A 24,637-nucleotide genomic window follows, 5' to 3' on the forward strand; every position below is an offset into this window, starting at 1 on the left:
CACGCACGATGCTTTCCTCATAGAAGCCATTCGGGCGAAGTTGCCCGGCAGTGTAACCGTCAACTCCATTATCTCTTTCCTCCAAAGTGACATCAAGGGTTTCTTTGGTTTTATCCACCTTGACGACTTCAAAATATTCAATCATTTCTTCCGGCAGAAGACATTCCGCCAACTCGATATACGGATTCTTTTCCATCCCAATTCTATTTTGAAGGCAAAGGTAAGATTTTAATTCTACAAACACAGGTTTATTACCATGCGCCGCATTTTTGCCAAAGATACGTATTTTTTACCATAATTTACCACTCAAACAAGGCATAAATAATGTAGCCGCACATAAAAATAAGGCGTTGAAACAAGCTGTTAATCACTATGTTTCAACGCCTTATAAATTGTCGGGGTGGCGGGATTCGAACTCGCGACCCCCTGCTCCCAAAGCAGGTGCGCTAACCGGACTGCGCTACGCCCCGATTGCCGTTAAGCGAATGCAAAGTTAACAATTATATTTTACATGCGCAACATATAATTGTCAATATTCATCCCAAGGTTTTATATCTATATCGTCAATCGACATATTGGTGAAAGCGTGGATGAATGTCGAAGCGAGGCGGGCATTGGTAAGAAGCGGTATATTCAGGTCTATCGCCGCACGCCGTATACGGTATCCGTTGGTAAGCTCTGTTTCCGACAGGTTCTTGGGTATGTTCACCACTAAATCGACCTCCTTGTCGTGAAGCAGCGACAAAGCCTGAGGCTGCATATCGGGCTGGCTGGGCCAATACACTTTTATGGCGGGGATGCCGTTGTCGGTAAGGAACTGATGAGTTCCACCGGTAGCATAGAGGCTGTATCCGTTATTGTGCAGAGCGTGGGCCGCATCAAGCATGGCCGCTTTCTGCTTGGCCGTACCTGTCGACAACAGCACACCCTTGCCTTTGGAGGGAACACGCACTCCGACCGACAGCATGGACTTCAATATAGCTTCGTCAGTGTCGGCACCTATGCACCCTACCTCACCGGTAGAAGACATGTCAACACCGAGTACCGGGTCAGCACCCTGAAGGCGCGAAAATGAGAATTGCGAAGCCTTTATGCCCACGTAGTCGAGATCAAAGGCGTTTTTATGCGGTTTTTCCACCTCAAGCCCGAGCATGACACGTGTAGCGATATCGATAAAATTCAGTTTCAGGACCTTGCTGACAAACGGGAATGATCTCGAAGCACGCAGGTTGCACTCAATCACTTTTATGTCATTGTTCTTGGCAAGAAACTGAATGTTGAAAGGACCGGAAATATCGAGCGCCTTGGCTATCTTCTGACTTACTTTCTTGATGCGTCGGATGGTCTCCACATACAGTTTCTGCGGAGGGAACTGGATTGTGGCATCGCCTGAGTGTACGCCGGCAAACTCAATGTGCTCCGATATGGCATAGACCTTTATCTCTCCGTTCTGCGCCACCGCATCCATCTCAATCTCCTTGGCATCCTGAATAAACTCGGTCACGACAACCGGATGCTGTTTTGAGACGTTGGCAGCAAGACGCAGGAAACGCTCAAGCTCCTCATTGTTGCTGCACACATTCATGGCTGCACCCGACAATACGTAGCTCGGACGCACAAGCACCGGAAAACCCACCTCATCAATGAACCGGTGTATGTCATCAAACGAAGTCAGCTCACGCCAGCGCGGCTGGTCCACTCCTATACGGTCAAGCATCGCCGAAAATTTATGCCGGTCCTCGGCATTGTCGATAGAAGAGGCCGAAGTACCGAGAATAGGCACATCGGCGGCATCAAGACGTGTGGCGAGATTGTTGGGTATCTGGCCGCCTACCGACAGTATGACACCGTGGGGCTGCTCAAGATCAAGTATGTCCATGACTCGCTCGTAGGTGAGTTCGTCAAAATACAAACGGTCACACATATCATAGTCGGTAGACACAGTCTCGGGATTGTAGTTGATCATCACCGAGCGCCATCCTTCGCGCTTTACTGTCATAAGCGCGTTTACCGAACACCAGTCAAACTCAACCGAGCTTCCTATACGGTAAGCTCCTGATCCGAGCACGACAATCGACCGATGGTCATGCATATAATCGACATCGTTCTCAGAGCCGTTGTATGTCAGATACAGATAGTTGGTCATTGCAGGATACTCGGCACCCAAAGTGTCAATCTGTTTTACCACAGGCACTATGCCGAGCGACTTGCGCATAGCCCTCACAGCCGACACTTCGGCATCCACATCGTAAGGTGCAGATTTAAATACCGCACGCGCTATCTGGAAATCGCTGAAACCCTGCTCCTTGGCCTGACGCAAAAGTGCTTCAGGTATGGATTGAATATCGTCATAAGCCTCCAGTTCATCGGCTGTCGTGACGATATTGTACAACTTGTGCAGAAACCAACGGTCTATCTTCGTGAGCTCATGTATGCGCTCTATGCTATAGCCTTGCCGCATGGCCTTAGAAATGACAAACACACGTTTATCGGTAGGCTCCTTAAGCGCATGGTCTATGTCGGAAATCTTTATCTCCTTGTTTTCGACAAAACCGTGCATTCCCTGCCCTATCATACGCAGACCTTTCTGAATAGCCTCTTCAAAAGTGCGTCCGATAGCCATAACCTCGCCCACAGACTTCATCGAGGAACCGATTTCACGTTTAACGCCGTGGAACTTACCGAGATCCCAACGCGGTATCTTCACCACAATATAGTCAAGAGCCGGTTCAAAAAATGCCGAAGTCACTTTAGTAACCGAATTTTTCAACTCGAAAAGTCCGTAACCGAGTCCGAGTTTCGCTGCTACAAAAGCCAATGGATATCCGGTAGCCTTGGAAGCAAGCGCCGACGAACGCGACAAGCGTGCGTTAACCTCTATAACCCTGTAATCCATTGATGCGGGGTCAAATGCATACTGCACATTGCACTCGCCGACAATGCCGATGTGACGTATTATCTTAATGGCCAGCTTGCGCAGATAGTGATAGTCTTCGTTGGAAAGAGTCTGCGAGGGAGCCACTACAATCGACTCGCCCGTATGTATGCCCAACGGGTCGAAGTTTTCCATATTGCATACGGTAATGCAGTTGTCATAACGGTCACGCACCACTTCATATTCGACTTCTTTCCACCCTTTAAGCGACTTCTCCACGAGTACTTGCGGAGAAAACGCCAATGCTTTCTCAACAAGCGCCACCAGCTGCTGCTCGTCATCACAAAACCCGCTGCCCAGACCTCCAAGCGCATAAGCGGCACGCACAATGACCGGATAGCCAAGCTGATCGGCCGCACTTATGGCATCGGCTATGGTATTGACAGCCTCGCTCTTTATGGTCTTTACGTTGATTTCATCAAGTTTTTTTATAAACAGTTCACGGTCTTCAGTATCCATTATGGCCCGTACGGGAGTACCCATAACCTCGACACCGTACTTTTCAAGCACGCCGCTTTCATATAGCGCCACACCGCAGTTAAGCGCCGTCTGACCGCCAAAAGCGAGCATAATGCCGTCAGGACGTTCTTTCTCTATGACCTTCTCAACGAAATAAGGCGTGACCGGAAGGAAATATATTTTGTCGGCAAATCCTTCGGAGGTCTGCACCGTAGCGATGTTAGGATTTATCAACACGGTATTGATACCCTCCTCCTTCATGGCCTTCAACGCCTGCGAACCGGAATAATCAAACTCACCGGCCTCACCGATTTTCAAAGCCCCGCTTCCGAGGAGCAATACTTTTTTTATTTTATGTTCAATCATAACAGCAACTGACTTTGATTATAGCATGTTGATAAATTCATCGAAAAGAAATTCAGTATCCTTGGGCCCGGATGATGCCTCGGGATGAAACTGCGCGGAGAAAAACGGCTTTGTCTTATGCCGGATACCCTCGTTTGTACCATCGTTCATATTGATGAACAACGGCTCCCAATCCTGAGGCAGAGTAGTGTCGTCGACAGCAAAACCGTGATTCTGTGATGTTATATAACATTTATCGGTACCGGCACGACGCACAGGCTGATTATGGCTGCGATGTCCGTAACGGAGTTTGTAAGTACCGGCTCCTGCGGCTTTAGACAACAGCTGGTTGCCCATGCATATACCACATATAGGGCGTCCTATAGCAATGGCTTTCTTTATATTTTCGACGGTTTTAACCACCATATCCGGATTGCCCGGACCGTTTGAGATAAACAGTCCGTCGTAAGGTATAGACGTAAAGTCATAATCCCACGGCACACGTATGACCTTGACGCCCCTGCGAGTCAGACACCTTATTATATTATGCTTGACTCCGCAGTCGACAAGCACTACCGTTTTTTGCCCCTCGCCGTGCACCTCAACATTGCGGCAGCTGACTTTCGCCACAAGGTTCTCGGCATTAGGGTCATAGTAAGGAACATCGGACGCACCGTCGACAAGTATCTTTCCAAGCATCGAACCGTGCTCGCGCAAGTGCTTTGTAAGCGCGCGCGTGTCCACGCCGTATATGCCGGGTATTTTCTCCTCCTTGAGCCAGTCGGCAAGACTTCTGTCAGCCTGCCAGTGGCTATGGTCCCACGAATAATCCTGTGCCACGATAGCCTTGCAGTGTATATGCTCGCTTTCGTAGTATTCGCTGACATCATTTTTTTCTCTGCGCGGGGGCACTCCGTAATTACCGAGTATAGGATAGGTCGTAACCAATATCTGACCTTCATAAGACGGGTCGGTAAGACTCTCGGGATATCCGGTCATAGCCGTATTGAAAACGACCTCACCGGCAACCGACTCTTCGTAGCCAAAAGACTTTCCTTCAAAAACAGTTCCGTCTTCGAGTACGAGGACGGCCTTTCTTGTTTGTCGCATACGATAGAAATAAATACTTTAAAAACATTGACAAAACTCAGGCTTTCTATCGTGAAAACCATGCAAAGTTAGTATTTTTTCTTCAATTGCTATCGTGCTGCTACATTTTTTTGAGAATTACTTACATTTTTCAACAATGCAGATTACCGGCATCATACAGGGAAAGTAAAATAGACCCTGCATCCTGAAGTATAGTCGGGATCTATCGTCACATCACCGCCGATAAACCTCGCAGCCTCACGACATATGGCAAGTCCGAGTCCCGCACCCTGCTTGAAGCCGTCAAGTTTGGTAAAACGCTCAAATACGGCCTCGTGTTTATCATTCGGTATACCGGGGCCTGTGTCGCTGACAGTAATACGGACAGTGCGATTGTCATGCATCATGCCGCATCTTAGCATCACCACTCCCTCGTCGGTAAACTTAAACGCGTTATGAAGCAGGTTGGACACTACAACCAGTATGACGTTCTTATACGACATGACAAGATGCTCGTTTTCCCACGGAACAAACCTGTATTCCACATCGGCATTACGCTTGTACTCGCTCTGCAGAAAAGCCTGCTCACAAAGAGCATTGACCGAAATCTCCTTTTTCTCAAGCTGAAGACCGGTATCATGATTGGCCAGCTGCATCACGTCATCTATTATTTTCAACAGATCATAGCTATTGGCGGTTATTATCTCGGAGTACTTGTTAAAAGACGGGTCTTCGGAACGAGCCACAATCTGGGCAAACCCGACTATAGCGTTAAGCGGTGTACGCACTTCGTGGTTTATGTCCTGTATAAACAATGACTTCATACGGCTCGCATCCTCCGCCTGCTCTTTGGCAATCTGCAATTTCTCACGCTGAACAAGCAATGCGTCCTTCAGTTTATTTATACGATACATATAACGCAACGTCAGCGCGAAAGCAAGTATTATAACGAGCAATATCAGTGCCGAGGCTATAACCTGATACTTGTATTGTGACCAGAATGACAACGGACGGTTGATAAGCTCATAGCCGGCCGGAAGCTCATCGAGAGCGATGCCACGGTCAATCACGCGCTCATAATCAAATACATAATGCGACGGTATGATATTTATTTTCTTCTCATAGCCGGCCACAGAGTCAAGATAGTCAAAACATGCACCGGCAAGATCGCCGCCCACGACTTTATATTCGGGCACATATCCGCCGAAAGCCCAGTGCCCCAGACCGATCGTAGACAAGGATATGACAGGAATATCGGGATTAGCCTCACGCAAAACGTAGGTCGTACTTCCAAGCGCGTAGTCATTGGTTTTGTCGACTCGCCATGTACCACAGAATATGGCAGAATGCCGCGACAGCATGCCTACCTGCTTGTTTGCGTCGAAGAATGTCTGCACCCGGCCGTCCATATACTCGAATTTATAATCGGGATAATATCTGGCATTGGCTTTTATCCATGCGAGCATGTTAAGACCACCGAACGAGTTGTCGGTAAGAAACATTATCCAGTCCACTTCAGGGAAGTAACGACGCACGAGGCCGACATTATTGTCAAGATCATACTCATACGCATATCCTCCCACAATATTAAAATCAGAAAAGTCGGCCATGATGTCCTTTGACTCGGGCAGCCATCTGTCAAGCTTCACGGTATCGGAAGGCAACGTTATTATGTTGCGGCTCACCATACCGCACATAGCCGGCATGCGCTTTATATTTTCATCGTCCTGCGACAGAAAGGCGCTCCACGCCTCCTGCCCCAGAAGCACCACCACATCAGGAGTATCATCGCCGGAATACTTTGCAAGAATATCGCTCATACGCGTCTTCCACTCGGGAGCTTCGTTAAGATGCAGGCTGTTTATACTCTCTACCGCAATGTAAGCCGAAGGGTCACGGTCACGGCTCATACTGATGAATTCAGAGAGATTCTGCGATGTCGAACGAGTATCGGGATTGTATGATGTCACGACAAGTATATGGCGTCCGGTCTGCAGTCTATCTGTCTGCGGGAAAGCCACAAAACATGTCATCAGAGCCACAACCGTGGCACAAATCTTAACAACTGTCTTCACGTGATGAATTGAAAATTACGTTACTGGCACTACAATTTAACACAACATATATATCCTTAGCAAAGTTACTCATAATATCCGGTACATTAAAAAATTTCCGCATGAAGAAACAGTTACAATCTTCATGCGGAACATACAATCTTTAGAATCTTATGCTATATTAATTTAACGGCTTACGTCGAAACCTCTGCGACGCAATGCGTCGAGCGTATTGTAAGACATAGCCTCACGGTAATAGTCAATTATATGCGACGCCCAATCATTGTCAGATTTTGCGCCTGATCTTACCGCATTATACTCGGTAATGGTCTTGTCATAATCAAGCAGGTCGTTCACAAGACTTCCCTCACGGTAATGATTTTTAAATATAACCAGCTCTCGGGGCTGTTTGGGCTTCATGTCGGGCATCTCCCGCGGAACTCCGATAGCAAGACCGCATACTACAAATACGAGTTCAGGCAGCTTCATAAGACGAGCAAGCGCTTCGGGGGCAGCCGTACGTGCATATCCGATGGGACACGTGCCAAGGCCCGAAGCTTCGGCAGCGGTAAGGGCGCTCATCATGGCAAGCGTGGCGTCGACCACTCCCACGATGACCCCGTCGGCAGTCTGAGCAAAGCCCGGCACATCGATGGACTTGGCTTCAGCTATGGTCTTGATTTTGTTATAATCTATGCAGAACAATAAAAATCTACGGCAGGTCTTGATCTGTTTCTGTCCGGTAAGCTCATAAATCTTTTCCTTTGTCGGCTGATCGTCAATATCGATTACAGAAAACTGCTGACCGTTATAACTTGTCGGTGTATTACGGATAGCCTCATATATGAAGTCCATTGTCTCCTCGGAAACAGGCTCCCTTTCGTAACGCCTTATACTGCGTCGTTCAAGCAATGTTGATTTAACATCTTTCATAATAGTATAATGTGATCTTTTACATATTTGAAGTAACGTATCGGCATAAAAACACTCAAACGGTCGGTTTTGTTTACCGGAAAGATGCTTTTTCCCATTCAACACACTACCGTATCCATAAAATCCTTATCGAACATGTCTTTTGATATGGCTTTGGCACGGACCTTGGCCTTATATGCATATATAGTATTGATTGAATAGCACAGAAAATCGGCAATATAGTTGCAATCATCTATTCCCAGCCTGAAAAAGGCATATATACGCAGTTCGGTGGGCAGTTTGCAATCAGTGGGTTCGGGATAGCGCTCCTCCTCGCGAAGCAGGCTGTTAAGACGCTCTATAAAGTCAGGATAGAGCCCGAGAAAAGCCTTGTCAAATATCGACAGGACTTCCCTGCGTTGCTCTTCTATAATCCTGCCCGAACGGGTGTAGTCATACAGCTGTTCCACCTGATTGGCCGAAATCTTACGTCCTACAAGGCGGCAAAGACTGTTAAGGCGTCGCGAAGTGGACACACATAATTCGAGGAAGTTTTTAACATAGGCCAAACGCGCCCTGTCGGCACCCTCGGCTTTATGGCGTTCGGCTTTCAACCGGCGCAGTCCATAGCGATAACGCAACAGCTCAACGCATATCACAGCCATCAACGCCAGCGATATGCCCGCGATAATCCACACAAGCCGCTCATTATGACGCATCTTTTCGTTGTAACTCCGATCCATCAGCGACATTGACTTCAACATAACATGGGCATCGGCGTGAGTGGCACCCAATGTAGCGTTTTCCAATGCGGCCGACATATAACCGTGGGCACGGTCTATATCGCCCGACTCATAAAGCGAGTGGCCTACACGCTGAAGAGCCGTACCCTGAGGCATGACACATTTAAGCTGCGATATAGCGGCCCTGACAAGATAGTACAGCTGCTCACGATTACGTCCTTTTCTACCATAAGCTTCCGCTATAACAATTGAAAGCGATGCAAAATCCGGGTCTTTCTCTTCTATACGTTCCAATACCTCCACTCCGGCGGTATAAGCCGCCACATAATTTCCGAGATCAAAATAATTCATGGCCTCGGCAACTTCATATTCACAATCTCCGGCATTAAAATAAAGCATATATTTACGGCGGGCGTCAACGGCAAGCGTCTTATATCTGTCAGATATCTCCGGCACCTCAAAATAGCGCCGGGCAATCTGTGCATATATATTCTGGCTTGCTTTAAGGTACTCACTCCGCATGGCCTCCGGTATTGCATCTATATTATAATAAGCCAACGCGTCCACAGCCTCTTTTATAAAACCTCGAGAGGGCAATAATGTGAGAAAGCCGAAAAGAAGGCGGCACTCGGCAGTATCGTCAGGTTCTATACTTTTGCCTATGGCCTTGCGGGTATAAATTATGGCCGAATCAGGATAAAGATATCTACACAGCCGGCTCATCTCCACGTAATCGCGACGCATGACCGAGTCCCGCGACGCCATGACATGACGCATACTGTCAACCCTTGATATACCTGCACGGCAACTACGGGCAAAATTTAACACTTCGGCATCAAGCCGCATAAGCTGCTCGTCAATATGGCTATCGTCAACCACCAGCGGCAACTTCACAGCCGAAGCCCGAGTTTCAGGCACAGCGGCCAATATGCACCAAAGGCATATGCCAATCTTCAATAATACATTCACAGGATAAGGTTTTTATATGTCAGGGTCAGGCGATATGCCCGATCATCATTACATCTCGTTCAAAATTGTCACGGTCCACAGCTCTGTTCTTAAGACGGTTGCGATAAGCATAGATGGTGTGTACCGAATAGTTAAGCACCTGCGCTATGCGTGTGCTCTCCTCAACTCCGAGCCGCATAAACGCAAGTATGCGCAGATCGGTATTGAGGAGCTCGCCCTCCTTAAGCACTATCTGCGCGTCAGAACGCATAAGGCCGTTGACCTCGTCGACAAATGTGGGATATATATGAAGGAAAGCCCGGTCAAAGGTGTCATAGAACTCCTGACTCTGTTCTTCAACAAACTTTCCCGACTTGGTCATCTTATACAATTCATCGGTATGTCCGGTTGATATCTTTCTCGCGGCTATTTTACAGAATTGATTGAGCTTGTTCATGTATATGGTACACAGGTTCAGGAACTGGCTCATATACATCTCCTTGATATGATTGGCGCCGGCAAGTACATGTTGTAGTTCTTTCATCATCCTCATTTCAGCACGCAACTTAAACAACGCCACGACAAGAGCCACCATAAGCAGCGCCATAAAACCAATTGCAATATAAAGCCATCGCCGGTTTTCGGCAAGCACCTCGCGATGCGCGTCAGCTATCACCGGCAAGGCTTCGGATGTCTGCAACATTCTCATCGAGGCGTTGCAGTCGACGGCATAGTGCATCGCCACATCCAAGTACTCATATGCTTTTGTTATCTCATGCCGGTCATACAACGCCATGCCCAGTTCCTGCAATGACACCACCTCACGTGTAGCCGATTTGATATCGGATACCGCCGACCGGGCAAGATAATACAGCTGCTCGTCGGCATTGCCCCTCGACTCGGCTATACGGCCCAATATACTCGATGCCCGCGCCGCCACATTAGTATCATGAGGCACCCTGTCAAGCAACTCAAGCAATACAGCTTTAGCCTCGGAAGGGTGTCCTGTAAGAAAAAAGTATTCTCCTTGATTCAAAAGATACCTGTCAGAGGTCACAGGAAGGAGCTCCAGCAGTATGCGCTGTTGCTCTATCGACTTGTCAAGCCAATATTTGTATTCATCAGGGTAATTTATAAAAAACGACGACTGATAGCTATATAGCTGACGCCCGGCTTCAAGTGCCGCCATGCGGAGTGCAGGCTCAAGGCTGTCGACAGGTATTTCCTCATATTCGTTGACTGCTTTTGTTCCTAAACCGACCAAAGGCAATCCGGCGATACGCTTCAGCTTGAACTTCATGGCCATGTCACGATCTCCGAAATCAAGTGCAAGCGCCTCGCCACGGCTGTAATTGACAAGCGCCGAGTCGGTAAGATAACCGCTGTACAAGTCGCCAAGCTCCATTATATATGACAAAGTCATAGGGTCGACCCGGTCGCGACAGGAGCCCACAATCGAAGTGAGCGAGTCAATGCACGCTTCGCGCCGCGACAGGTACACACCTCGCCGCGACATCTCGACATCCAGAGTGTCAAGCATCACCGATGCGGTACGGGCATCTATTTTCACATTGCCCCAAGCAGCCGGCGAAACAATAGCCAGCGCCATGACCGGAATAAGAAGCAGACCTATGATTTTTTGCATGCAAGAAAAGTTATCGGCTTGTAAATATAGTAATTAATACTGTATCTGCGCTCAATTTATGCATTATTTATCATTAATTTAAAACAAATGTAACCCAGACAGCGATAATCGACAAAAACAGCACAATATTTGGTCGTATTTTCCTATATTTGCATCCTAAACAATGACAGACATGGCCGACATTAACGAAGACATATCCATAAACCGGGCCGCGCTCGGTGCCTACATAGACCACATAGCGGTGTTTGACAGGCTTGAAGAAATCAAACCGTTGTCATTACCGGTCAAGGTTGACTTCATATTGTCAATACTATGTGAACACGGCACACTTACCATTGACTACGACTCCACTTCATGCCATCTTACCGAGCGGTCACTGATGGTGATGCGTCCCGGACATACACTTAAGTCCTACTCGGCATCGTCCGATTTTAAGGGGCATATGATAGTAGTGAGCACAAAACTCCTCGGCAACACAATACCGGCGCTATCGAAAGTCATACCGTGTCTTGTGCAGTTCAAAGATAATCCGGCCATAAAACTCACGCCGGAAGAGGTAGCCGGACAGACCGGACTAAGAGCTCTGCTACGCAACAAAACCTCGGTCAAGAATCATCCTTATTGCGACGACGTAGTACGTTCACTTCTTGAAGCCATGTTTTACGAGACGCTCGGGCTATACTCTACCTACACCCCCTCGCTCAGCAACCCGATATCAATGAAACGCCGCGACGAACTCCTATACCGCTTCATCCAAGCGGTAGAAAAGCATTACGCCACAGAGCGTTCTGTAGCTTTTTATGCCGATATGCTATGTGTGACGCCCAAGCACCTGTCGGCCACCATAAAGGAGACAAGCGGCCGCACAGCCGGCGAGTGGATAGACTCTTACGTCATAATCGAAGCCAAGACACTGCTGCGCAACACCGGACTCACCATACAGGAAGTAAGCGCCAAACTTAATTTCAGCAACCAGTCGTTTTTCGGCAAATACTTCAAGCACATCACCGGCATATCGCCACGGCGCTACCGAAGTTCGCTGGAGCCCTGAACGCTTGCGTGAATTATATAATTATTGTAACTTTGTGAGTTGAAAATCAATAAATGCGATGCTAAAAATAAAGCGGCTATATCTGTTTATGCTGCAGAGCTTTCTGCCTCTGTTTCTGATGACATTCTTCATATGTCTCTTCATAGTCCTGATGCAGTTTCTGTGGCGCTACATTGACGACCTTGTAGGCAAGGGACTGGAAATGAGCGTAATCGGTGAGCTGTTTTTTTATGCCGCCCTCACCATGGTGCCTATGGCACTGCCGCTGGCTGTGCTGCTGGCCTCGCTCATGACATTCGGCAATCTCGGCGAGCAGTTTGAGCTCACCGCCATGAAAGCCTCGGGAGTATCGCTCATAAAATCCATGCGCCCGCTTATTGTGCTTATGGTATTTGTGGCCATAGGCGCGTTTTTCTTCCAGAACAACGTACTGCCTATAGCGCAGACCAAAATGTGGACCCTGCTCTACTCGATGCGTCAGAAGTCGCCCGAGCTCGACATTCCCGAAGGGGTGTTCTACGACCAGATACCGGGATTCAATCTTTTTGTAAAAGAGAAAGATCAGGAAACAGGTGTGCTGCGCGAACTCCTTATATATAATGTGAACCGCGGTTCAGACAACGCCACCATCATATACGCCGACTCCGGCAAGATGAGCATGACCGATGACAAAAGCCATCTGTTTCTGAAACTATGGAACGGTGAACAGTTTGAAAACTTACGCGAGCAGACCGGCATATCCACCTCCAATGTGCCGTATAGACGGGAGTCGTTTGATGACAAGGAAGTGCTTATAAAATTTGACGCCAATTTCAACCGCATGGACGAAAGCGGCATGCGCAACCAGTATGTAGGCAAAAATATCGACGAACTTCAGGCAACTATCGACTCAGTCAACATACGCGTCGACAGCATAGGCGACGTATATGGCAAAGCCATAAAAGAGATGCCCTACTTCGGCATACAATATTACACCTCGGAATATACCGACAGCGGCCGCGTAACGATGAAACAACCGGAGATAGCGCTTGCCGCCCCGGTCAACGTCGACTCCATATTCCGCGGCAGCAATCCGTCGCTTACAAAGTCATATCTGAATCAGGCCCTGACCAAGGCCCGGCGCATACATCAGGACTACGAGTTCAAGTCGCTTGCCATGAACGACGACCGCCGTACCATAAGGCGCCACTCGATCGAGCTTGTCAAGAAGTTTACACTCTCGGTGGCGTGCCTCGTATTTTTCTTCATAGGAGCACCGCTCGGGGCCATAATACGCAAAGGAGGCCTCGGCATGCCGCTTGTCATATCGGTATTTCTTTTTATCATATATTATATAATCGACAACTCGGGCTACAAGATGGCGCGCGAAGGTCATATCGAAGTATGGGAAGGCATGTGGCTGTCGACATTTGTCCTGCTGCCGTTAGGCATATTCTTCACCTACAAGGCCGTCAACGACTCCGCAGTGTTCAACAAAGACGCCTACGTCAACTTCTTCCGCCGTATATTCGGCAAGAGCGAGACTCGACATCTCGAAGTCAAAGAAGTGGTCATGAACGAGGTGGAGCTGCCGGTGGCTTTTGAACGCATCGACGCACTGTCGGCAAAGTGCGCAGCATTCGCAGAGCGGTATAAAGCGCCCATGTCATATATAAAATACTGGACCGAGGGCTACGACAAGACCGAGATAAAAGACATAATGAGCCGGCTTGAACAGACAGTCGACTATATGTCCAATTCCCGCAACCGCATAATAATATTGAAGCTCATGGAATTGCCCGTACTCAGAAACCTATGGCTATATAATCCGGCAGGCACAGGTTGGGTGGCATGGGCATTCATAATACTTTTCCCCGTAGGGTTGCCTCTTTACCTGATAGGCCTCAGATGTCAGCGCAAATTCAAAGAAGAACTCGAGCATATCGTCACTACCGACAATGAACTTATAGCGCTTCTGAAGGTTAACACTGATGATATAAACGAATAAGACAAAACACCTGATTTATGGAAGAAATAAAACTGGATTCAATCAACGATGCAATAAACGACTTCAAAGAAGGGAAATTTGTAATTGTGGTGGACGATGAGAGCCGTGAAAACGAAGGCGATCTTATTGTTGCCGCAGAAAAGATAACCCCCGAACAAGTCAACTTCATGTTGAAAAACGCCCGCGGAGTGCTGTGTGTGCCTCTCACCATATCGCGCTGCAAGGAACTGCAACTGCCTCATCAGGTCGACAACAACACCTCGATGCTCGGCACTCCGTTTACGGTGACCGTCGACAAACTCGACGGATGCACCACCGGCGTAAGCATCGAAGACCGCGCCGCCACGATAAGAGCCCTCGCCGACCCGACATCGGTAGCGGAGACTTTTGGCCGGCCCGGACATATAAACCCGTTATACGCACAGGATAAAGGCGTGCTTAAGCGTGCAGGCCACACAGAAGCGGCCGTCGATCTGGCCCGTCTTGCAGGCCTTCAGCCGGCATCGGCTCTGATGGAAATCATGAGTGAAGACGGCTCTATGGCGCGCCTGCCCGAATTGCGCCGCCTTGCCGACGAATGGGGTCTAAGACTCATATCCATAAAGGACCTTATCTCTTACCGGCTGTCAATGGAGTCGCTTGTCGAGCAGGGTGTCGAAGTAGACATGCCGACAAAATACGGACACTTCCGGCTCATACCGTTTCGTCAGACCAGCAACGGTCTTGAACACATAGCCATAATAAAAGGCGACATAAAGGGCTCCGACGATCCGGCTCTCGTGCGCGTACACTCTTCATGCGCTACCGGCGACATATTCGGGTCACATAGATGCGACTGCGGCGACCAGCTCCACAAAGCGCTCGAAATGATAGAGAAAGAGGGACGCGGCGCAGTCATATATCTGAATCAGGAGGGACGCGGAATAGGCCTGATGGAAAAAATGAGAGCATACAAGCTTCAGGAAGGCGGCATGGACACCGTAGATGCCAACATATGCCTCGGGCATCTTGCCGACGAACGCGACTACGGCGTTGGCGCACAGATACTCCGCGCCATAGGCATAAAGAAAATGCGGCTCATGACCAATAATCCGGTAAAGCGTGTAGGTCTTGAAGCGTACGGACTCGAGATTACAGAAAATGTGCCCATCGAAGTAAAGCCTAACGTATACAATCTACGTTATATGCGCACTAAAAAAGAGCGCATGGGACACGACCTCCACATGTGATACTTATTTAACTTTTTACAACACTTTTCGGTGGTGTAGCCGATTTTTCACGCCAAAACTTCGTTTATTTACTTAATTTTACTTAATTTTGCCAAACATTAACCAACCTAAGTAATATTTAGAATATGAAAAAGTTATTTGTTTTAGCAGTTGTCGCAGTTATGGCACTTGGTGCTTCTGCACAGAATTGGTATGTAGGCGGAGCTTTCGGTTACGCACACCAGACAGTAGAAACCGACATTGACGGAACCAATGTAGAAGTAAAATCGGACATATTCACCATCGCTCCCGAATTGGGCTACAACATCAATGAGACTTGGGCTATCGGCGCCACCCTCAACTACACTTGGGCAAAGGACGCATACAATCGCTTTTCAATCAGCCCCTATGCACGTTACACATTCTTCCGTACCGACAACAATCTCATAAGCCTCTTCGTTGACGGCGGAGCCGGCCTCGGTTACCTCAAGCCCGATGAAGGCGACTCTAAATGCACTTGGGAAATCGGCTTCAAGCCGGGTTTCGCAGTGAACCTCAACGAGAAGTTCAGCCTCGTGGCTCATGTAGGTTTCTTGGGTTATCAGGATCTTAAAGAAGCCGGCAAGACATATGGAGTCAGTCTCAGCGGCAATGACATAACATTCGGCTTCTACTACAATTTCTAAAATAAGCGTTTAGAAATTTAAGTTTGTTAAATACAACGAGGGCGTCATAAACCGATGACGCCCTCGTGTGTTATTATATACAGTGTACAAAAACAAAGTGACAAATTGTCAACCGACATGTCATCTAATCGTTTTGGCACAGTATATGCTATATTAAACACACGGAGACATGACAAACATAATCCAAAATCATATAACTAACAATATTAAACAACAATCACTATGACAATCAAACCATTAGCTGACAGAGTGTTGATCAAGCCCACTCCTGCTGAGGAAAAGACCCTTTCGGGCATCATCATCCCCGACTCCGCAAAAGAGAAACCCTTGCGCGGCACAGTGCTCGCCGTAGGCAACGGCACCAAGGACGAAGAGATGATTGTTAAGGAAAACGACATCGTGATGTTTGGCAAATATGCCGGAACCGAAATAGAGATTGACGGTGAGAAACTTCTCATCATGCGTCAATCTGACATTCTGGCTGTCGTAAACGAATAAAAACAAAAGCTTCATATTAAAACTATGGCAAAAGAAATTAAATTTGACATCAAAGCCCGCGAAGAGCTTAAAAAAGGCGTTGACGCTCTTGCCGACGCTGTCAAAGTGACACTCGGCCCCAAAGGTCGCAACGTGATTATCGAAAAGAAATTCGGCGCACCCCACATCACCAAAGATGGCGTATCGGTAGCCCGGGAGGTAGAACTCGAGGACGCATTCCAGAACATGGGCGCGCAACTCGTCAAGGAGGTCGCATCAAAGACCGGTGATGACGCCGGCGACGGTACGACCACAGCCACCGTACTCGCACAGGCCATAATAAACGTGGGCCTCAAGAATGTAGCGGCCGGCGCCAACCCGATGGACATCAAGCGCGGTATCGACAAAGCCGTAGCTGCTGTAGTGGCACACATCAAGAGTCAGGCCGAAGAGGTAGGCGACGACCTGAAGAAAATCGAAGATGTAGCCCGCGTATCGGCAAACAACGATGCAGAGATAGGCAAACTCATAGCCGAAGCGATGCGTAAAGTCAAAAAAGAGGGTGTCATCACCGTTGACGAAGCCAAAGGCACCGAGACCACAGTCGACATAGTGGAGGGCATGCAGTTTGACCGCGGCTACATATCGCCTTACTTCGTGACCAATACAGAAAAAATGGAGTGCGATATGGACCATCCCTATGTACTCATCTATGACAAAAAGATATCTTCGCTCAAGGAGATGCTCCCCATCCTCGAAGCCACCGCACAGAGCGGCCGTCCGCTGCTCATCATAGCGGAAGATGTAGATCAGGAAGCTCTCGCCACCCTTGTGGTGAACCGTCTGCGCGGCTCGTTGAAGATATGTGCAGTCAAAGCCCCCGGTTTCGGCGACCGCCGCAAAGAGATGCTCGAGGATATCGCCGTTCTTACCGGCGGTGTAGTCATATCGCAGGAAAAGGGCATGACCCTCGAAGGAGCATCAATAGACATGCTCGGACAAGCGGAGACCATCACAGTCAATAAGGAAAATACCACAATCGTCAACGGCGCCGGAGCTAAAGAGGCCATCGCACAGCGCGTGGCCCAGATCAAAGCCCAGATCGAGACCACCACAAGCGACTACGACAAGGAGAAACTTCAGGAACGTCTCGCAAAACTCGCAGGCGGTGTTGCCGTACTCCATATCGGCGCACCTTCGGAAGTGGAGATGAAAGAAAAGAAAGACCGCGTTGACGACGCCCTCAGCGCTACACGCGCAGCCATCGCCGAAGGCATTGTGCCGGGTGGAGGCGTTGCATACATCCGTGCCATCGAGAGCCTTGATGACATATGCGGCGACAACGACGACGAGTGCACCGGCGTTGCCATCATCAAGCGCGCCATCGAAGAGCCGCTCCGTCAGATTGTAGCCAATGCCGGCCTTGAAGGAGCCGTTGTCATACAGAAAATCAAGGAAGGCACAGGCGACTACGGTTATAACGCCCGCACCGGCGAATATGAGCATCTGTTTGCAACAGGTGTCATCGACCCGGCCAAGGTAACCCGTGTGGCACTCGAAAATGCCGCTTCAATAGCAGGCATGTTCCTCACCACAGAGTGCGTCATCGCCGACAAGAAAGAAGACAACCCCGCACCCGCAATGCCCGCAGGCGGCATGGGTGGCATGGGCGGCATGATGTAATAAAAAACTCATATCGTATATCATACAGGATGCGGCTCGTGTCGCATCCTGTTTTTCTTTATACTTTTCTTTACGCGACCGGAATAAATATTACGCCGATTGATTATCTTTGTAATCTAAAATAAAGCCCTATGGACTCTGCCAGACAACGAATTTTGCATCTGCGGGAAGAACTCAACCGCCACAATCATAATTATTATGTGCTGAACGCTCCCGAAATTTCGGACATGGACTTCGACTTCATGATGAAAGAACTCGAAGAGCTTGAAAAAGAGCATCCCGAGTTTGACGACCCATATTCGCCGACACACAGAGTAGGCAGCGACATCAACAAAGCTTTTACCCAGATTGCCCACAAACGCCCCATGCTTTCGCTCGGCAACACCTATTCGATCGAAGAGGTCAACGACTTCGTAAGGCGCGCCAAAGACGGCCTCATGGGTGAAGACTTCAAGATTGTGGGCGAAATGAAGTACGACGGCACATCAATATCGCTTACATATGAGCATGGACGGCTGGTAAGAGCTGTAACTCGCGGTGACGGACAGCAGGGCGACGTAGTGACAGACAACGTAATAACCATAAAAAGCATACCGCTTCAGCTTCAAGGCAGCGGATGGCCCGATGAATTTGAGATACGCGGCGAGATATTGCTTCCGTGGAAAGAATTTGACCGACTGAATGCCGAACGCGAGTTTAACGAGGAGCCTCTGTTTGCCAATCCGCGCAATGCAGCATCCGGAACCCTCAAGATGCAGAACTCGGCCGAAGTGGCAAAACGCGGACTCGACGCCATACTATATTTTATGCTTGGCGACAATCTGCCCTATGACAACCACTATGACAATATGAAAGCCGCCGCTTCATGGGGCTTCAAAGTATCGCCAGAAATGACGCTGCTCGATGACATGGAAGCGGTGGACCGCTACATAGAATACTGGGACACAGCCCGCAAGGAACTCCCCGTAGCGACCGACGGACTTGTATTCAAGATAAACAGCCGCAGACAGCAGCTCAATCTTGGCTTTACAGCAAAGTCGCCCCGGTGGGCCATAGCCTACAAATTCAAGGCAGAGCGCGCGCTGACAAAATTGCGGTTTGTATCATTTGAAGTAGGACGCACAGGCGTGGTGACGCCCGTGGCCAATCTTGAACCCGTACTCCTGTCAGGCACTGTCGTAAAGCGTGCGTCACTGCACAACGAAGACATAATACGCACTCTCGACATTCATGACCATGACATGCTCTATGTTGAAAAAGGAGGCGAGATAATACCCAAAATAACAGACGTGGACAAAAACTCGCGCGCACCCGGCTCCGAACCGGTAGAGTTTGTCAAAAACTGTCCGGTATGCGGAACCCCTCTGATAAGAATCGAAGGCGAGGCGGCTTGGATATGCCCCAATAAATCGGGATGCCCGCCGCAGATATGCGGACGCATAGAGCACTACGTAGGACGCCGCATGATGAATATTGACGGCATCGGCGAAGAAATGGTCGTTGAACTGTACAATAACGGATGGGTCAGAAATCCGGCCGACCTGTATACACTCGAAGTACATGCCGAAGCCATGAAAATGCTGCCCGGCATAGGTCCACGCACCGTAAACCGCATTCTCGAAGGAGTAGAGGCCTCAAAGGAGGTGCCTTTTGAACGAGTGCTTTATGCCTTGTCAATACCGTATGTAGGCGAGACCGGAGCAAAAAAACTGGCAAGAGCCATGAAGTCGATAGACCGCATAATGGAAGCAAGCGTCGATGAACTTACAGCCATAGAGGATATAGGACCGCGCATTGCCGAAAGTATAATATCATATTTCAGCGTTCAAGAAAACCGAAATATTGTCAGACGGCTGAAAGACGCGGGAGTTAACATGTCGGTACCGGAAAATGTCGATGCAGACCGGTCTGACCTCCTTGCCGGCAAAACAATAGTCATCAGCGGCACATTCAGCAAGCACTCGCGTGACGAGTACAAAGAACTGATAGAAAACAACGGAGGCAAAAACAGCGGCTCCATATCTAAAAAAACCGACTATGTACTCGCCGGAGAGAACATGGGTCCGGCCAAACTCGAAAAAGCTAAGTCGCTCGGCATCCCCGTCATTGACGAAGATACATTCTTAATAATGATAGAAAAACAATCATAGTATGACACCTGACGAAAAACTGAAAATAGAAGAGCGGGCTGTGACACTGCTCAAAACAGTATTTGATCCGGAAATACCGGTCGACATATACAATCTCGGCCTGATATACCGCATCGAAGTGGACGATGACACCAACCTCAATGTAGACATGACATTGACAGCCCCTAATTGTCCGGCCGCCGACTTCCTCGTTGAAGACGCGCGCATAAAGCTCGAAAGCATCGAAGGCATAAAAAACGTGAACATAAACATCGTTTTTGAACCCGAATGGAATAAAGACATGATGAGCGAAGAGGCCAAACTCGATCTCGGCTTCCTGTAAAACGATATTCCCAATGGCCCGAAAATACACATACTTCATATCGGACATGCACCTCGGTGCCACATATCTTAAAAATCCGCTCGAATACGAGAAACGGGTCGTTGACTGGCTGATGTCAGTCAAGGATGAAGCCAAAGCCATATACATGCTTGGCGACATACTCGACTATTGGTACGAGTATCGCACTGTTGTTCCGCGGGGCTACGTAAGATTTTTCGGAGCACTGGCCACGCTCGCCGACGAGGGCGTAAAGATATACTGGTTTATCGGCAATCACGACATATGGCTGTTTGACTATTTGCGCGACGAGATAGGACTCACGGTCATAGACGGCTACAGCGAGGTCACTATAGAAGGCAAAAAATTCTTTCTGTCACATGGCGACGGCGTAGGTCGGCTCAAACCGGCTTTCAGAATGATGCGTGCCATTTTTCGAAATAAAATATGCCAAAAGCTATATTCGGCAATCCATCCGCGCTGGACAATACCCTTTGCCCTCAACTGGTCATCGCACAGCCGCAATTTCAGCGAAGAGACACCACTGTGGAACGGTCCTGAAAATGAAGCGCTCATAGAGTTTGCCAAGGAGTATCGCACAACCCACCCCGACATCGATTATTTTATATTCGGACACAGGCATGTGCTGGTCGATTATAACATCGCGGACGACTGCCACGTCGTAATTCTCGGCGACTGGATACATCATTTTTCTTATGCCCGATATGACGGCAACTGCGTAAAACTCGGCAGATTTGTATCATAAAAATACAACAGAGTATCATTTTAACTATTTTTCACAATTAACATATTTCAAAACGAAACATGTTATAACATTATATAACAATACTTTATCAGCACAAGTGTCTCATTTACATCCATAAAACATGTTTTGTAACATGTTTTTTCCTTTGGCTGGTCAATAAAAAAGGATGACCTTTGTGGCACAAACCTAAAACAATCTTTTTTACCTTAGAAATTGTACCTATTGGAAACCCATAAAAAGGAGCTTAGAGATAAGCTCCTTTTTATTTTATTAAATAAACCATAATCATTATTTTTGCATAAATGAAGCATCGTAATATACATAACATCATCGTAGCGGCAGGAAGCGGCACTCGCTTTGGCTCCGGCTGTCCCAAACAATTTCAGCCACTTGCCGGTCGCCCGGTACTCATGCATACTATCGACAGAATGCGGCAGGCCCTCCCCGGCAGCAGCATACTGCTCGTGCTTGGTGAGCCGCACCTGAAACTGTGGCACATGCTGTGTGACAAGTTCGGGTTCTGCTCCCCGACAATAATCGCAGGCGGCTCCACACGCTGGCAATCGGTTAAAAATGCTATAGACACGATAAAACTATCACCGGAAGAGGAAGGCATAATAACCGTACACGACGGCGCACGTCCGCTTATCGACTCGGCTCTTGTAGCCAGAATTATCGACGGGCTTCAACTGGCTTCCGGCTCGATACCGGCCACACCGGTTACAGACTCGCTCAGGATACTTGAAAACGACGGCTCCTCGCACCCGATAGACCGAAGCATCATAAGGGCCGTACAGACACCGCAGGCGTTTGACGCCCGCAAACTAATCAAAGCATACAGCCTGCCATACAAGGACAGCTTCACCGATGACGCATCGGTAATGGCTGCCGCAGGCTACACAGACATCGCGCTGGTCGACGGCAGCCTATCAAATATAAAGATAACCATGCCGGCCGATATCGACATAGCAGCTATCTACATGGCACATGAGACGTCTACGCTCGCTTGACATAAAATATCTTCACGGCGTAGGGCCCAAGCGTGCCGAGTTGCTCAACAAAGAACTCGGCATAAGTTCTTATCGCGACCTGCTTTACCACTTCCCTACCCGATATGTCGACCGATCCAAATTTTACAGCATATCGGGATTCACAGGCGACATGCCGTCGGTTCAGGTCAAAGGGCGGTTTCTAACCATGTCGATACAGGGAGAAGGCGCAAAGACACGGCTTGTAGGCGTATTCACCGACGGCACCACCACAATGGAAGTCGTATGGTTTCGACGCATAAAGCAACTGCGCGACAGCTACCACACCGGCAACGAGTATATCGTATTCGGTAAACCGGAAGAATTCAACGGCCGCTGGAGCATGGTACATCCTGAGATCGACACTCCTGCGGCACCCGGCGCCATGCAGGGTCTACGGGGCGTATATCCTCTTACCGACAAATTGCGCAACCAAGGCATCGGATCACGACAGATATTCACATGGATACAGACAGCCCTTGCGGCATCGCCTTCCATCAGCGAGACTCTGCCACGTAAAGTCACAGAGAGCATGAAACTTATGCCTCTGCGTGAGGCCCTCGCCAACATACACAATCCACAGTCGCTGGAAGCTCTCAACAATGCCAAGTTCAGGCTGAAACTGGAAGAGTTGCTGTATCTGCAGCTAAATATATTAAGGTACGCGCGCAGACGCAACGCTTCGCTTTCCGGCTTCCGCTTTCCGCGTATAGGCGATTATTTCAACCGCTTCTACCATGAACAGATGCCCTTCGAGTTAACCGGCGCTCAAAAAAGAGTGATCAAAGAGATAAGAGCCGACATGACGACAGGCCGACAGATGAACAGGCTGTTGCAGGGCGACGTAGGCAGCGGAAAGACTTTGGTAGGACTACTGTGCATGCTCATAGCTCTCGACAACGACACACAGGCATGTATGATGGCACCGACCGAAATCCTCGCAACCCAACACTTCGAGACACTGTACAAACTTGCCGCACCTATAGGCATAAACATAAAACTCCTTACCGGTTCCACATCAAAGAAAAACCGCGAGATAATACACCGTCAGCTTGCCGACGGCTCACTGCACATACTCGTAGGCACACATGCCGTGATTGAAGACAATGTTAAATTCAAAAATCTCGGTTTTGTAGTAATTGATGAACAACACCGTTTCGGAGTAGCCCAACGGGCACGCATGTGGAAAAAGAACTCGATTCCGCCACACGTCCTTGTAATGACTGCGACCCCGATACCGCGTACATTGGCAATGACTGTTTACGGCGATCTGAGTGTGTCGGTAATCGACGAGCTGCCTCCGGGACGCAAACCCATAACGACACTTCTGCGCTACGACGACAATCGGCGTCCGGTATACCAAGCCATCGGACGACAGCTGAAAGAGGGACGACAGATATATATCGTATATCCTTTGATAAAGGAGAACGAAAAACTTGATCTAAAAAGCCTCGAAGACGGATATGAGTATATTCAGGAGCTCTTCCCGCAGTATAGAGTATGCCACGTGCACGGCAAGATGAAACCCGCCGAAAAGGATTTTCAGATGCAATTATTTGCATCCGGACAGGCACACATCATGGTAGCCACAACTGTCATCGAGGTTGGAGTGAATGTGCCGAACGCCTCGGTAATGCTTATTGAAAACGCAGAACGCTTCGGCCTTTCGCAGTTACACCAATTAAGAGGCCGAGTCGGCCGAGGCGCCGACCAAAGCTACTGTATACTTATGACGCACCATAAGATAACCAAAGAGACACGCCGACGGCTTGAAATAATGACTTCGACCACCGACGGCTTTGTCGTGGCAGAGGCCGACCTTAAAATGAGAGGACCGGGCGACATAGAAGGCACTATGCAGAGCGGAATACCTTTCGAGCTTCACATCGCCGACCTATCGACCGACGGCAGAATAGTAAGTCTTGCTCGCGATAAGGCAAACGAAATTCTCGATGAAGACCCCGAGCTGACCAACCCCGATAATGCGGTAATAAAAAATGAACTTGCTCTACTTGATAACAGAATAGTCGATTGGTCAAGAATAAGCTGATATAGTTTTAGTTAAATTACCTGCCTTTTAAAATACATATTTTAACAAATATTTACTCTGCGCAACAATGTCAAACCCCACGTTGTTCAAAACATGTTGTTA

At 48.6% G+C, this 24,637-nt stretch carries 17 protein-coding genes, 1 tRNA gene and 1 pseudogene; 11 read left to right on the forward strand and 8 right to left on the reverse strand.

Annotated elements, in window-relative coordinates:
• From FW767_RS11360 to FW767_RS11390, 8 genes and pseudogenes are all read right to left on the reverse strand, one after another.
• Positions 1 to 196 (reverse strand): annotated as a pseudogene (locus FW767_RS11360) (ISAon1 family transposase N-terminal region protein); the annotation flags it as partial.
• A gap of 199 nt (positions 197 to 395) precedes the next feature.
• A tRNA-Pro gene (locus FW767_RS11365) sits at positions 396 to 470 on the reverse strand.
• Between the two features lie 59 nt (positions 471 to 529).
• Entirely contained in the window at positions 530 to 3,757 is a 3,228-nt protein-coding gene (gene carB, locus FW767_RS11370) for a carbamoyl-phosphate synthase (glutamine-hydrolyzing) large subunit (RefSeq protein WP_121699328.1), read from the reverse strand.
• A gap of 21 nt (positions 3,758 to 3,778) precedes the next feature.
• Entirely contained in the window at positions 3,779 to 4,849 is a 1,071-nt protein-coding gene (gene carA, locus FW767_RS13180; RefSeq protein ID WP_121699322.1) for a glutamine-hydrolyzing carbamoyl-phosphate synthase small subunit, read from the reverse strand.
• 152 nt (positions 4,850 to 5,001) lie between these two features.
• Positions 5,002 to 6,903 (reverse strand): sensor histidine kinase, encoded by a 1,902-nt coding sequence (locus FW767_RS11375; protein WP_150980629.1) that lies wholly within the window; start codon positions 6,901 to 6,903, stop codon positions 5,002 to 5,004.
• A gap of 165 nt (positions 6,904 to 7,068) precedes the next feature.
• On the reverse strand, positions 7,069 to 7,815 hold the full coding sequence (locus FW767_RS11380; protein WP_121699320.1) for a nitroreductase family protein: 747 nt from the start codon (positions 7,813 to 7,815) through the stop codon (positions 7,069 to 7,071).
• A 98-nt stretch (positions 7,816 to 7,913) separates the two neighbouring features.
• A complete protein-coding gene (locus FW767_RS11385) occupies positions 7,914 to 9,506 on the reverse strand; it encodes a DUF6377 domain-containing protein (RefSeq protein ID WP_147438763.1) in 1,593 nt (530 codons plus the stop codon).
• 25 nt (positions 9,507 to 9,531) lie between these two features.
• On the reverse strand, positions 9,532 to 11,130 hold the full coding sequence (locus tag FW767_RS11390; RefSeq protein WP_121699318.1) for a DUF6377 domain-containing protein: 1,599 nt from the start codon (positions 11,128 to 11,130) through the stop codon (positions 9,532 to 9,534).
• A 172-nt stretch (positions 11,131 to 11,302) separates the two neighbouring features.
• On the opposite strand from FW767_RS11390, the gene FW767_RS11395 reads away from it, so the two are divergent.
• The 11 genes from FW767_RS11395 (at position 11,303) to recG (ending at position 24,535) form a co-directional block, all read left to right on the forward strand.
• Positions 11,303 to 12,181 (forward strand): helix-turn-helix domain-containing protein, encoded by an 879-nt coding sequence (locus FW767_RS11395; protein ID WP_205523904.1) that lies wholly within the window; start codon positions 11,303 to 11,305, stop codon positions 12,179 to 12,181.
• 58 nt (positions 12,182 to 12,239) lie between these two features.
• Entirely contained in the window at positions 12,240 to 14,168 is a 1,929-nt protein-coding gene (locus FW767_RS11400; protein WP_121699316.1) for an LptF/LptG family permease, read from the forward strand.
• A 17-nt stretch (positions 14,169 to 14,185) separates the two neighbouring features.
• Positions 14,186 to 15,397, forward strand: a complete 1,212-nt coding sequence (locus FW767_RS11405) for a bifunctional 3,4-dihydroxy-2-butanone-4-phosphate synthase/GTP cyclohydrolase II (RefSeq protein WP_121699315.1) — start codon at positions 14,186 to 14,188, stop codon at positions 15,395 to 15,397.
• Between the two features lie 125 nt (positions 15,398 to 15,522).
• Positions 15,523 to 16,062, forward strand: coding sequence for an outer membrane beta-barrel protein (locus FW767_RS11410; RefSeq protein WP_121699314.1), 540 nt, complete (start codon positions 15,523 to 15,525; stop codon positions 16,060 to 16,062).
• A gap of 222 nt (positions 16,063 to 16,284) precedes the next feature.
• The gene (locus FW767_RS11415; RefSeq protein WP_121699313.1) at positions 16,285 to 16,560 is read left to right on the forward strand and encodes a co-chaperone GroES; all 276 of its coding nucleotides are present in this window, start codon (positions 16,285 to 16,287) and stop codon (positions 16,558 to 16,560) included.
• Between the two features lie 24 nt (positions 16,561 to 16,584).
• Positions 16,585 to 18,222, forward strand: a complete 1,638-nt coding sequence (gene groL / locus FW767_RS11420; protein ID WP_121699312.1) for a chaperonin GroEL — start codon at positions 16,585 to 16,587, stop codon at positions 18,220 to 18,222.
• A 131-nt stretch (positions 18,223 to 18,353) separates the two neighbouring features.
• Positions 18,354 to 20,372 (forward strand): NAD-dependent DNA ligase LigA, encoded by a 2,019-nt coding sequence (ligA, locus tag FW767_RS11425; RefSeq protein ID WP_121699311.1) that lies wholly within the window; start codon positions 18,354 to 18,356, stop codon positions 20,370 to 20,372.
• 1 nt (position 20,373) lies between these two features.
• Complete coding sequence (locus FW767_RS11430) at positions 20,374 to 20,694, forward strand: metal-sulfur cluster assembly factor (RefSeq protein WP_121699310.1); 321 nt, start codon at positions 20,374 to 20,376, stop codon at positions 20,692 to 20,694.
• 13 nt (positions 20,695 to 20,707) lie between these two features.
• Positions 20,708 to 21,457, forward strand: coding sequence for a UDP-2,3-diacylglucosamine diphosphatase (locus tag FW767_RS11435; protein WP_121699309.1), 750 nt, complete (start codon positions 20,708 to 20,710; stop codon positions 21,455 to 21,457).
• Between the two features lie 302 nt (positions 21,458 to 21,759).
• Positions 21,760 to 22,467, forward strand: a complete 708-nt coding sequence (locus FW767_RS11440; protein WP_121699308.1) for an IspD/TarI family cytidylyltransferase — start codon at positions 21,760 to 21,762, stop codon at positions 22,465 to 22,467.
• Entirely contained in the window at positions 22,445 to 24,535 is a 2,091-nt protein-coding gene (recG, locus tag FW767_RS11445) for an ATP-dependent DNA helicase RecG (protein ID WP_121699307.1), read from the forward strand. Before FW767_RS11440 ends, recG begins: the two co-directional genes overlap by 23 nt.
• The last annotated feature ends 102 nt before the right edge of the window (positions 24,536 to 24,637 follow it).

The organism is Heminiphilus faecis, from assembly GCF_008728965.1.
GTDB lineage: Bacteria > Bacteroidota > Bacteroidia > Bacteroidales > Muribaculaceae > Muribaculum > Muribaculum faecis.